Annotated in this window: 10 protein-coding genes; 7 read left to right on the top strand and 3 right to left on the bottom strand. The window is 72.3% G+C overall.

All coding sequences use genetic code 11. The annotated features are described in order from the left end of the window. Positions 1–177: 177 nt before the first annotated feature. The gene (locus tag IH54_RS0130205; RefSeq protein WP_031522908.1) at positions 178–1,701 is read right to left on the bottom strand and encodes a hypothetical protein; all 1,524 of its coding nucleotides are present in this window, start codon (positions 1,699–1,701) and stop codon (positions 178–180) included. A 226-nt stretch (positions 1,702–1,927) separates the two neighbouring features. Between IH54_RS0130205 and IH54_RS0130200 the strand changes: the two genes are divergently transcribed. The 3 genes from IH54_RS0130200 (at position 1,928) to IH54_RS0130190 (ending at position 4,940) form a co-directional block, all read left to right on the top strand. Beyond that, the gene (locus IH54_RS0130200; RefSeq protein WP_031522906.1) at positions 1,928–2,119 is read left to right on the top strand and encodes a hypothetical protein; all 192 of its coding nucleotides are present in this window, start codon (positions 1,928–1,930) and stop codon (positions 2,117–2,119) included. A 78-nt stretch (positions 2,120–2,197) separates the two neighbouring features. Then, on the top strand, positions 2,198–3,319 hold the full coding sequence (locus IH54_RS0130195; RefSeq protein WP_031522904.1) for a response regulator: 1,122 nt from the start codon (positions 2,198–2,200) through the stop codon (positions 3,317–3,319). A 229-nt stretch (positions 3,320–3,548) separates the two neighbouring features. Continuing rightward, positions 3,549–4,940, top strand: a complete 1,392-nt coding sequence (locus IH54_RS0130190; RefSeq protein ID WP_234344036.1) for a GDSL-type esterase/lipase family protein — start codon at positions 3,549–3,551, stop codon at positions 4,938–4,940. Between the two features lie 430 nt (positions 4,941–5,370). Here IH54_RS0130190 and IH54_RS0130185 read toward each other — a convergent pair whose 3' ends face one another. Then, the gene (locus IH54_RS0130185; RefSeq protein ID WP_052398042.1) at positions 5,371–7,203 is read right to left on the bottom strand and encodes an ABC transporter ATP-binding protein; all 1,833 of its coding nucleotides are present in this window, start codon (positions 7,201–7,203) and stop codon (positions 5,371–5,373) included. A 685-nt stretch (positions 7,204–7,888) separates the two neighbouring features. Here IH54_RS0130185 and IH54_RS0130180 point away from each other — a divergent pair. The 4 genes from IH54_RS0130180 (at position 7,889) to IH54_RS0130165 (ending at position 9,998) form a co-directional block, all read left to right on the top strand. Continuing rightward, a complete protein-coding gene (locus IH54_RS0130180) occupies positions 7,889–8,359 on the top strand; it encodes a hypothetical protein (RefSeq protein ID WP_031522897.1) in 471 nt (156 codons plus the stop codon). A 301-nt stretch (positions 8,360–8,660) separates the two neighbouring features. Continuing rightward, positions 8,661–8,936: a hypothetical protein gene (locus tag IH54_RS0130175; RefSeq protein WP_031522895.1), complete on the top strand. Its 276-nt coding sequence runs from the start codon at positions 8,661–8,663 to the stop codon at positions 8,934–8,936. 220 nt (positions 8,937–9,156) lie between these two features. Next, the gene (locus IH54_RS0130170; RefSeq protein ID WP_031522893.1) at positions 9,157–9,435 is read left to right on the top strand and encodes a hypothetical protein; all 279 of its coding nucleotides are present in this window, start codon (positions 9,157–9,159) and stop codon (positions 9,433–9,435) included. Positions 9,436–9,653: 218 nt separating this feature from the next. Continuing rightward, the gene (locus tag IH54_RS0130165) at positions 9,654–9,998 is read left to right on the top strand and encodes a hypothetical protein (RefSeq protein WP_052398041.1); all 345 of its coding nucleotides are present in this window, start codon (positions 9,654–9,656) and stop codon (positions 9,996–9,998) included. 128 nt (positions 9,999–10,126) lie between these two features. Here IH54_RS0130165 and IH54_RS0130160 read toward each other — a convergent pair whose 3' ends face one another. After that, on the bottom strand, positions 10,127–11,038 hold the full coding sequence (locus IH54_RS0130160; protein WP_063762405.1) for an alpha/beta fold hydrolase: 912 nt from the start codon (positions 11,036–11,038) through the stop codon (positions 10,127–10,129). Positions 11,039–11,221 lie beyond the last annotated feature (183 nt).

The raw sequence follows: 11,221 nt of genomic DNA, 5'->3' as shown, positions 1-11,221 counted from the left end.
CCTGCGAGGCGTCTCGCCGCCGAAAGTCTTCTGAGCTGGGGCCAGTTGGCCCAGGCCGCCGATTATGCCCCGCAAACCGGCTTTCTGTACAGTCGCGAAAGTCCGCTTTGTGTGCCATAGGAATTTATGCCGCGAACGGCCGGGGCGCCGCCTCAATCGCCCACAATATACGGGCCGTCAGCAAGCCGCGAGCAGAGCGGACATCACGTCCGCGGGCAGGGCCGGATTGGCCGCGGCCGCCATGACCACATACGGGTCCGGGTCCGCGAGCAGATCCGCGACGACGCTTGGGGGGAGCGAGGGGTGGCCGGCTGCGACGGACCGCGCACGGTCGTCCGCCACACAGGCGAGCAGTGCGCGTTCCGCCGCCGCGGGGTGCCGGGCGACCTCGCGGAGCGCCCTGCGCGCGGCGGGGACGGCCCGCCGGGCGATCTCGTCGAGCACCGCCGCGGTGGCGTCCGGGTTCGTGGCCGCCCTGGCGAGGACGCGGACGTGGTGACGGCGGATCATGTCGAGCAGCCGCGCCTCGGAGAGCCCGGGGTGCGGGGCGACGGCCTTGGCCACGCGCGCGTCCCGGTCGTCGGCCAGCCGGTCGCGCAGCGCGGGCGGCAGGTCGCTCCGGTGGGCCACCAGCATGCGGGCGGCGGGGTCCGCGGAAGTGGCCAGCTCCGCGGTCTCCGCCGCGGAGCACGCGGCGATCCGGGGCAGGAGCGTGGCGCCGACCCGGTACCGCCCGGCCAGCCCGACGAGGACGTCGAGCGGTACGCGCGGGTTGCGCGCGGCCCCGCGCCGTACGTCAGGGTCCGGGTCACCTGCCAGCGTACGGATCAGGTCCGTGCCGAGCGCGGGGTTCGCGGCGAGGTCGGAGCGGGTGCCCGGCAGGGGGTCGCGGGCCAGCCGGGCGCAGGCGTCCGGCGGCAGGTCGGGGCGGACGGCGAGGGGACCGCGCAGCAGTGCGGACGGGTGGCCGGCGAAGCGGGCGGCGGCCTCGGCGGGCGTGGCGGGGTTGCGCAGCGCCGCCTCGTACGTGCGGTGGACGGTGGACCGGTGGGAGCCGTCGCAGGCGTCGCCGGCCAGCAGATCGCAGTCGTCGCGCGGGCACTCCGGGTCGTGGACGAAGGGGATCTCCTCGCGGTCGCAGACCCGGCAGCGTCGTGCCGCGGGCAGGCCCTCCCCGGTCAGCAGCGCGGCGAGCGCGGCCGGCGGCGTGGCCTCGTTGCACGCCGCCGCGCGGCGCACCTCTGCGTGCGGGTGCGCGGCCAGCTCACCGGCCACCGCCGGGAGGGCCGTCCACAGCGCGAGTTCGACGACGACCTCCACCTCAGGGTCCGCCGCGAGCGCCGCCACCACGTCGGCCGGGAGGCCGGGGCAGGCCGCGAGCTTCTCCCGCCGCCCGCGGTCCGGATCCCGGGCCAGCGCCCGCGCCCACGCCGGATCCCCCGCCCCCTCGTCGAGCAGGGCGAGCGCGGCGTCCGGCCAACGGACCGGATCGACGTCCGCGGCCGTGAGCCGCCCCCGGTAAGCGAGCGTCACCGCGCACTCCTGGACCCGCTCGGCCAGCGCGACCGCCTGCGCCCGGCTGAGGTCGTCGCGGCAGGCCAGTTCGGCGGCGATCTCGTCGTCCGCGACGCGGACCAGCCGGTCGACCGACTCACCCGCCAGCGCGGGATTCCCGGCGAGCCCGACCAGGATGTGCTGCATCCTCCCATCCTCTACGCGCACCGCCCGCGGGGCCCGCGGTTTTCCGGCCGGGTGGGCGTCGGGGCCGTTGTCTCGGATCCGCGGTGTTGCCCGTGTGCTGCCGGGGGAGCCGTTGCGGGCTGCAACGGTGTTGCGGGGCGCCACGCTTGACGGTGTCGGGCCGATCGGCGCGGCAGTCGTATGCGGTGGCGCCCGCGGTGGGGGCCCTCGCGGGAAGAGGTCGGCAGTGCGTACTCCGTTGTTGTCCGTCAGGGCGGCGCTCGTTCTCACGCTGGCGCTGCTCACGGGGCTCGGGGCCGGGGTCGTGTCGGCGGTGGGTGGTACCGCGGTGGCGCAGTGCGTCCTGTGCGGGGGCGGGGCCTTCGGGCTGGCGGTGCCGTTCTTCGACCGGCTCATCGGCAGGAGCGGGCCCGAGTGAGACCGCCGTGCCACCATGCTCGACCTCGGGCGCGGGCCGTACCGGCGAGCGCCCCGACCGACCGGAGGACACAGCCCGATGGGCGAATTGCGGCCGCTGGCCGATGAGTTGAACGACGACTGCCGGGCGTTCGCGCAGGCGCTGCGTACGCTCTTCGCGGGGCTCGGCGTCTCGGTGCGCCGCTACGCCGCCCGGCGCTACCGCGACGCCGGGACCGTCTCCCGCTACCTGGGCGGCACGCGGGTGCCGCCGTGGGAGTTCGTCCTCGACCTCTTCGCCGACCTCGCCGCCGACCACGGCGCCGCGGCGACCCCGCCGGCGCTGGACCACGTACGCGACCTGCACCGCCGCGCGCTCCAGGCCGCCGCCCCCGCGGCCGGCGGGGTGCACCTCCTCCAGCAGCAGCTGGCCGACGCCGACCGCGAGGCGCGCCGCGCCACCGCCCAGGAGGACCTGCTCGGCGACGCGCTGCTGGACCGCCGGCACCGTCTGGCCGACCTCGAAGTGCGCTTCAGCCTGCTGGAGGCCCGCTGGACGGCCGAGCGCGCCGCCACCCTCCTGCCGCCGGACCCCCAGGTCGCCCCCGTCGGCGCAGGCGACCTGCTTGCCGAGCGCGACCGGCTGGAGGACCAGGTCAAGGAGCTGGAGGCCGAGCTGGAGGAGACCCGGTTACGGGTGATGCTCGCCGAATCCCGGTGCGAGGTCCTGGAGCGCCAGCTCGCCGTCGCGGAGGGCCCGCTGCCCGCTCTCCAGCCCCCCGCCCCGCAGCCCCCCGCCCCCGATGCCGTGGCCGCCCTGCGCGCGCCCGCCCGCATCCTGGCCGTCGACGACAAGCCGCCGAACCTGCTCGCCCTGACGGCCGTCCTGGCCGGCCTCGGCCACGAGGTCGTGACGGCCGACTCGGGGCAGGCCGCCCTCAAGGCCCTCCTGGACGGCGCGGGCTTCGCCGTCATCCTCCTCGACGTCCAGATGCCGGACATGGACGGCTACGAGACCGCCCTCCACATCAAGCGCCGCGCCCGCACCCGCCACATCCCGATCATCTTCCTCACGGCCATGGACCACGACCCCTCCCACGTGTTCCGCGGCTACACGGCGGGCGCCGTCGACTACCTGGTCAAGCCGTACGACCCGTGGATCATCCGGGCCAAGGTCGAGGCCTTCGTCCAGATGCACCTGGAAGCCCGCACCGGGCGGTAGCCACCTGCCGTGGCCGGGGCCGCCCGTACGGTGGCAGGAACATGACCGAAACGGGGGGAGTACGCTCTTGGGAGCTGCTTCGTGCGCCTTCGTCCCGTTTGCGGCCGGGGTCCGGGCGGTGGCTCGGGGCGCCCGGCCCGGGTTGGACGGCCCGGGTGCGGGCAGGCGCGCGGGAGTGCAAGGAACGAGAAGTCACCCGCGTCGGTGGCACGACGGAGGTGACTGGGGCGTGCGAGTCAGCGACAGCGCCGGGAAGTGGCTGCGCCGGGCCCGCCGGGTGGTGGTGGCCGCCGTGGCGCTCGCGGTCCTCAGCGGGGTGTCGGTCTGGCTCGCCGTCCAGATCACCCCGATGCAGTCGGTGTCGGCGGCCGGGCAGACGGTGTCGGTGGGCGCGGTGCAGCCGGGCCGGAGCATGTCGGGGCCGGGGGAGCTGGAGCTGTTCGGCGAGGCCATCACCACCCGGCCGCATTTCGAGGGGCCCATCCGGCCCCTCCTGAAGCTCACCCACATCAGCCTCGGCTCGCAGGTAGGCGACACCGGCACGCTGCTCCCCGACCTCAGCCGGCAGCTGACCTCGGGGTGGCTGCGGTACTGCCTGTGGGAGTCCCTGATCGCGGCCGGGTGCGCCGCCGTCATCGCGGTGGCCGTCGCGGGGGTCCGCCGCGCGACCCGGCGGGCCATGCTGACGATGGTCGCCGCCGGCGTGGTGTCGGTGTGCGCGGTCAACGCCGTGGGCATCTACCTGCTGGCGTCCGGCACGCCCCGCGTCCTGCGGCAGATCCACTCCCTGGACGACCTCGTGGGCCGTACGCCCGCCCAGCCCGTGCCCGCCGCCAAGGGGCCCGCGCTCAAGGACGTCAACGCCGTCGTGCTCGGCGACTCCACTGCCGCGGGCATCGGCAACCCGCTGGTCGACCACCCGACGGACGCGGACCGCACGTGCGGCCGCAGCGCCGACTCCTTCGCCGCCGACCTCGCCTCCGCCAACGGCTGGAACGTGCTCAACCTGGCCTGCCAGGGCGCCACCGTCACCGACGGCGTCCTCGGCGTGCAGACCCGCGGCGACGACGTCGTCCCGCCCCAGCTGGCCGTCGCCCAGCGGGCCACCAGCGCCTCCACCGTGATCGTCAGTATCGGCGCCAACGACATGAACTGGGCCGCGCTGACCGCCCTGTGCGCCAAGTCCCCGGTGTGCGACGACAAGGCGTCCACCGCGTACTTCACCGAGCGGCTCGCCGCCTTCACCCAGAACTACCTCGACCTGCTCCAGCAGCTCGCGGCCCTCCCGCACCACCCGCAGGTCCTGATCAACGAGTATTACGACCCCTTCGGGCCCGACACGAAGTGCCTGGAGAAGGAGGGCCTCACCCCGGAGAAGATCCAGGTCCTGGACTCCCGCCTCGCCGACATCAACGACGTGCTGGACAGCGGCGCCCGGACCCTGCACTTCACCAGCGTCCGCCCCGACTTCTCCGGCCACACCCTGTGCACCGACCAGCCCTTCGTCCAGGACTCGACCGGCAAGGCCCCGCTGCACCCCACGGCGGCCGGCGAGCTGGCCGTCGCGCTGGCCGACCAGCAGGCCCTGACCACCCTCCAGCGCGCGGTCCCCACGCCCTGAGCCCTCACGCCCGCGTTATCGCCCTTCGCGGTCGGGCGCTGAAGAACTCCCTCCGCAATCGGCTCTGCGTCGGAATCGGCAATTCCCTGGTGAACAGCGGCGAGGTCATCCGGCAGGACCGCCCACCACACGACCGACGGGCACCGGTGCTTTCCGGACACCGGGGACGGCAATCCCGCCCTTTACCTGGAGAACGACCATTTCGGGAGATATGCGGGTGCGGGATCGTGTTTCGCGAGCGGCGCCGGCGTCATCCCGTACACGTGCAAAGCGGAGCTGTCGACCAGAAATGGTGGTGCACCGGCGTCGGAAATCGGCGGAACGTGTATTCCGACTGTTCCTGGCACCGGGATCGGGCACGAGTCCGGGAAGCCGGCCGATCGGGTGGAAGTGCACCGACTCCGTGGACGGGGCCCGGGAGAAGCAGACCTCATGACAGGGCGTCGTCGAGGAAGCCTCCCGACTGGTGCCGCCACAGCTTGGCGTAGGCGCCGTCGCGGTCCAGCAGCTGCTGGTGGGTGCCCTGCTCGACGATCCGGCCGCGGTCGAGGACGACCAGCCGGTCCATGCCGGCGACGGTGCTCAGCCGGTGCGCCACCACGAGCGCCGTCCGCCCTTCCATGAGCCGCCACAGCGCCTCCTGGACGAGGATCTCGCTCTCCGAGTCCAGCGCGCTGGTCGCCTCGTCCAGCAGCAGGATCGGGGCGTCCCGCAGGATCGCCCGTGCGAGGGCGACCCGCTGGCGCTGCCCGCCGGACAGCTTCACCCCGCGCTCGCCGACCATCGTGCCGAAGCCGTCCGGCAGGGCGTCGGCGAACTCCGTGACGTGCGCGGCCTCGGCGGCGCGGCGGATCTCGGCGTCGGTGGCGTCCGGCCGCGCGAAGGCGATGTTGTCGCGCAGCGTGCGGTGGAACATCGCCGGGTCCTGCGGCACGTACGAGATCAGGCCGCGCAGATCCCGCTGCCCGATCCGGCTGATGTCCTGGCCGCCGATGGTGATCCGCCCGCCGTCGATGTCCGTCATCCGCAGCAGCAGCCGGGCCAGCGTCGTCTTCCCGCCGCCCGACCGCCCCACGAGCCCGACCCGGGACCCGCCGGGCACGTCCAGGTCGAGCTTCTCGAACAGCGGCGCCGCGCCCCCGCGGGGGCCGCCGTGCGTGAAGGTCACGTGCTCGAAGCGGACCGCGGCGCCCCGGTTCGCCGGCGGCTCCGGCTCCGCCGGGTCGAGCACGGTGGGCTTCGTCAGCAGCAGCTCGGTGAACTGCGCGGCCTCCGTCATCGAGCTCTCCAGGCGCCGGTAGATCTGGTTGAACTCGAACATGATCCGGGTGGCGTTGCCGAAGTACGTGAACGCCACCACGACCGCCTCCACGCCGTGCCGCCCGCCGCCGAGCGTGACGGCGAGGAGCAGGCCGAGCGCGTTGGTGAGCACCGACAGCGGCGCGACCACCGTGTCGATGCGCAGGTTGCCGTAATCCCACGACCGCAGCGACAGCCGCCGCGAGTGCGCCACGCGCGACCGGTGCTCGGCCGCCTCGCGCTCCTCGGCGCCGAACGCCCGGACGGTGTCCATGTTCATCAGGACGTCGGAGACGTGCCCCGACACCCGCGCGATCGCCGCCTCCCGCCGGTCGACGAGCGCCTGCCGGCGCCGGATGAGCGGCGTCACGCACACCGCGGTCAGCGCGATGAGCGAGAGCAGGACGACGACGAGCAGCGGCTGGTACTGCCACAGCACCACGGAGCCGAACAGCAGCGGCACGAAGCTGCCCACGACCGAGAAGGTCAGCGTGTCCGCGAACTCCTCGAAGCGGGAGGCGAAGCTGAGGACGCGCTTGGTCAGCGCACCGGCGAAGTTGTCGTGGAAGAAGACCGCGTCCTTGGCGAACAGCTCATCCATACCGGTGACGTACAGGTGTTCGATGCCCTTCGCGTCGAGGCGGTTGAGGCAGTGCACCCCGATGCGCCAGCACCCCTCGGAGGCCAGCAGTACCCCGGCGAACGCCAGCACGTACGGCAGCGCGGGCCCGACCGCGCCGGCTGCGTCGGCCGCTTCGGTCGCGTTCCCGGAGATCTTCCCCACGAGCATGGCCACGACCAGCGGGGCCACGTAGTTGATCCCGATGTTGCCCACCGCCGGCAGCAGCATCCCCGGCACCGTCAGCCACCGCAGCCGCACCAGCTCGCGCCCGTAGTACCGCAGCGCCAGCCGCACCGAGCCCCGTCCCGGCTCCTCGCCCGCATCCGCGTCCGCCGGTTCCATCCCACCCCCGCACGTCGCCGTCCACCCCGGCCGCGTCCACCGGCCGCCGGAGCCCGGACCCGGCAGTCTGCCCACCGCCCCGCACCGCGGTCCAAGCCTTTTCCGCCGCCCGCGCCCCTGGCGAAAGAATCCGGACACGGCACCGTCCGCGGCGCAGGCGCCCTTCCACGCCCTGGCCGTTGCCCGTCCGCACCGGCGTGCGGCCGCGGAACCGGTCCTCAACTCACTTGGGATTGCGGGTGTTTACTCTCCGGCGCTCCGGCAGGGAATTGGCGGCAGCGGTCGGCGTGCGCGGCCGCGGGCCCGCTTCCGCGTTATCGCCGCCTTGCCGAAGTAATCGCTTCCGCACCGCAATCCGCGGTCGCTGCCGGCGCCACGGGAAGCAAGTCGGTATCGCACCCGTGCCGGTGAGCGCATACACCTGCGGATCCGATCACGACGCCCATGGCGGCGCGAGGCTTTCCGTCAACTGGCCATCCGGCAGATCCTCCAACGAGCGCGCCGCCGATCGGAAGCGCCGGATCACCTAAACGTGTTGTGCGACTCACCGGCCTATGCACCCCAGTTGCGGGCCGAGCGCAACCGGGGTGTTCTGCTTGGTGAATCGCTCTGCTGACTACTGCTAGCATCTGGCCAATCACGGGCGGTAATCGAGCCTCCGTGTGTCAATTGAAGGACCAGGCATATGCGTAAGCTCCAGCAGTTGGCAGTCCTCACCATGGCGGTCGGCAGCCTTGCCGCTTTCGGTGCGGGCGTCAGTTTCGCCGACACCACCGGCCAGCAGGCCCCGCAAGGGACGCAGGGGATGCCCGACCAGGCGGCCCCGCAGGCCCAGCAGCCGGCCCCGCAGACCCAGGTGAACCAGCAGGTCCCGCAGACCGCGCAGGTTCCGCAGGGGCAGCAGACCCCGCAGGGGACGCAGGTCGCCCCCCAGGTCTCCCCCCAGCTGTCCCCGAACGTCACGATCCCGGAGAACCTGCCCCTCCTGCCGGCTGCCCAGGCGCAGCCGCAGGAACAGAACAACCTCTTCCGCCCGTACCAGGAATGCAGCCCGCAGACGGTGCTCCAGGCGAACATCCCGATCGCCCTTCTGGGTGAATCCACGACTCAGGGCGACACCTGCACCCAGGTCAACAACGCGTTCAACCAGCAGTAGGCGGAAATGCGGGGCGGGTTCGCACCCGGCTTCGAGGGGATCCCCCCTCCGGGGGTTTTCTCCGCTGGCGGAATGGGCCGATCGGGTCGTCTTGAACGGCTCTTCGCGGAGGGAAGACGAGTGCCAAATCCCTTTGATGCAGGCGGTGTTGAGCGCCCGGCGTCGGCCGAATGGTCCTTTGTGCGACCTTCGAACACCCTGCGCGCCAAGCGATTGCTCAACGGGCGTCCGCCCCTAATCTTCATCGTGCCGCGAGTTTGATCATCGCGGCGAGTTCAAACCCATCAGACGGAGGAAAGAAATGCGCAAGTTCCAGAAGGCGGCCGTCGTGGTCGCCATGCTCGGCACCATCGGCCTGGCCGGCGCCGGCACCGCCTTCGCCGGGGAGCGTGGCGGCGACGAGTTCCAGGTGTCGCAGAGCAGCTCCTGCAAGTCGCACGACCTGAACGTCGACGTCCTCGGCGAGGTCGGCGTCCTCAACGGCCTGCTGGGCAACGCCCTGAACGGCGAGGGCAACCCGGGCGCGCAGGCCACCAGCCTCGGCTCGTCGCAGGGCTGCAACAACAGCGCTTTCTGACCTCTGTCGGACGGTAGCTGAACCCGGGGGCGCGGCGGGCGCCTCATCGCGACCCGCCGCTCCCCTCTGCTCCTCCGGTTCGCCGGTGCCTCGCGGCCCACGACATCGCCGAGCGCGCCGCGCACGCGGTATCCGCGTCAGCGCGACGTCCGCACGGACCGACCCCCACGCCGGGTACCGGGACCATCGTCACGTTCACACGCAATCCTGGAGAAAGAACATGCGCACGATCTACAAGGCGGCCACCGTGGTCGCCATGCTGGGCAGCCTCGGCCTCGTCGGCGTCGGCACCGCCTCCGCGTCCGGCATCCCGGGCGGGAGCAGCGTCGGTGTCCGCCAGAGCACCGAGTGCAAGTCGCACGACCTGAACCTGGACGTCCTCGGTGAGGTCGGCCTGCTCAACGGTGCGCTGGGCAACGCGCTCGGCGGCGAGGGCAACCCCGGAGCCCAGGAGAGCCACCTCGGCTCCACGCAGGGCTGCAGCAACAGCGCCTTCTGAGGCAAGCCGGCCCGCTAGGCCGTGTCTGCCAAACCCCGTCTGCCTGCCCTTCGGGCGGACGACGCTGTTTGTCAGACACGGCCTAGGCACCAGACGGGTCCCGGAACCGAGGCCACACCTGGCGGCCTGGGCACCGGGGCCCGTCCTCATGCAGAACAGCCGGAACCGGGCTTCGGTCCTGGTCCGCTTCCGGCGACGACCACGAAGGAACACGGCACATGTTCAACAAGAAGAGCGCAGCCATCGCATGGCTCGTGGGCGGCATCTCGCTGGCCTGCGCGGGGGTCGGCCACGCTGTCGCGGCGGGAGCCCCCACCAGCTGCTCGTACGACTCCGAGGGCAACAAGACCTGCGTCACCAAGTCCGAGAGCTCGTACACCAGCGAGGACGGCCACTACCACCTGCAGCAGCAGCAGGACTGCACCACCGTGTCGCGTCCGGTCATGCGGACCCCGCAGCTCGGGGTGGGGCAGCAGGGGACGACGCGGGTCGGGGCCGTCGTGGGCTGCTCCAACAGTGCCCCGGCGCCCGAGGGGTTCAAAGCGCCGGACTTCTCACATTAGGCAGGGCGGGTCTCCGCCGCGCCCACCGCAGGGAGGCGGGGCGGGCCGAACCCGGAAGGCACGCGCAAAGACCGATAGCCGGACCCGGATCGCGCCGGGCCCGGCTGTCCGTCGTCCGCCCGGCGGCCTCAGTCCGCGTCCTGCCCGCCTGCCACCTGCGAGGGGAGGCCGGAGCACGGCTGCACGGTCCGGCCCGGCCGCTCGATGTCGTTGATGTAGGGAAGGCCGGTGAGCGGCCGGCCGGTGCAGAACCTGGTGATCAGGTCGCAGAACTCCGGAATCCGCTCGACCGGCGCCAGATGGTCGGCGTGCTTGATGGTGGTGAAAGCAGCCGCCGGAAGCGCGGCGGCGACGCCGCGACCCATGGCGGGTGTGCAGAGCGTGTCGAACTCGCCGGTGCACACCAGGATCGGCACCTCGGGAACCGGCTGGTCGCGGTACCAGTCGTGGCGCATCAGCCGGGAATTGTGCTCCACCGACTTGTTGATGTCGTCCTCGGACTGCGCCATGAACTGCCCGTAGAGCAGACGGGAGACCGCCTGGTGCTTGTGGACCGGGCCCGTCCCGGGGGGAGACATGAAGCGCTCGACGAGTTCGGTGGCGATCTGCGCGCGGTCACCGCGGGCGAGCATGTGCTCCCACCGCGGTACGGCGGCGGCGTAGTCCTCGGGAATGGCCAGGGTCATCCCGACCAGGCCCAGCTTCGCCACGAGGTCGGGGTACTGCTGTACGTAGCGCAGGGCGATGGCGCCGCCGAAGCAGCTGCCGATGACGTTGGCCCGGCGTACGTCCAGTTCCTGCATCATGTGGTGCACGCAGGCGGCGAGGAAGTCCAGCCCGTAGCTGGCCGGCAGGGAATCGGCATCGCCGTAGCCGGGCAGATCCACGGTGACGATCGTGCCGGACGCGGACAGCAGTTTCTCGTGCCGCAGCCACGCGTAGCGGTTCTGCGACGAGCCGCCCAGCAGCACCAGTGGATCCCCCGGCGGGCTGTCCTGGCGAACGATCCGGCAGTGGTACGCGAACCCCTCGAAGACCAACGTCCTTTCCTCCACCTGCCCTTGGGCGGGAAACCTCGGGTCGGGACGGGGGACCGGCACGACCGTGGCCGGTGCTGTGCTGATGTCAGAGCGCATGAGGTCTCCGAGCGCGCGAGGAAGGGGGGAGTCAAACGCCATGATCCACCCTTTAAAGCGAATGGACCCCAAGTCCGGTCAAGATGG

The organism is Streptomyces sp. NRRL F-5123 (assembly GCF_000721495.1).
Classification (GTDB): domain Bacteria; phylum Actinomycetota; class Actinomycetes; order Streptomycetales; family Streptomycetaceae; genus Actinacidiphila.
Note: the sequence above shows the minus strand (reverse complement) of the source record. Positions and strands in the feature narration are given on the sequence as shown.

Excerpts from the sequence above, each read along its gene's own strand:
- IH54_RS0130205 (WP_031522908.1), bottom strand. The coding sequence starts at position 1,701 with ATGCAGCACATCCTGGTCGGGCTCGCCGGGAATCCCGCGCTGGCGGGT.
- IH54_RS0130195 (WP_031522904.1), top strand. The coding sequence starts at position 2,198 with ATGGGCGAATTGCGGCCGCTGGCCGATGAGTTGAACGACGACTGCCGG.
- IH54_RS0130185 (WP_052398042.1), bottom strand. The coding sequence starts at position 7,203 with ATGGAACCGGCGGACGCGGATGCGGGCGAGGAGCCGGGACGGGGCTCG.
- IH54_RS0130180 (WP_031522897.1), top strand. The coding sequence starts at position 7,889 with ATGCGTAAGCTCCAGCAGTTGGCAGTCCTCACCATGGCGGTCGGCAGC.
- IH54_RS0130175 (WP_031522895.1), top strand. The coding sequence starts at position 8,661 with ATGCGCAAGTTCCAGAAGGCGGCCGTCGTGGTCGCCATGCTCGGCACC.
- IH54_RS0130170 (WP_031522893.1), top strand. The coding sequence starts at position 9,157 with ATGCGCACGATCTACAAGGCGGCCACCGTGGTCGCCATGCTGGGCAGC.
- IH54_RS0130165 (WP_052398041.1), top strand. The coding sequence starts at position 9,654 with ATGTTCAACAAGAAGAGCGCAGCCATCGCATGGCTCGTGGGCGGCATC.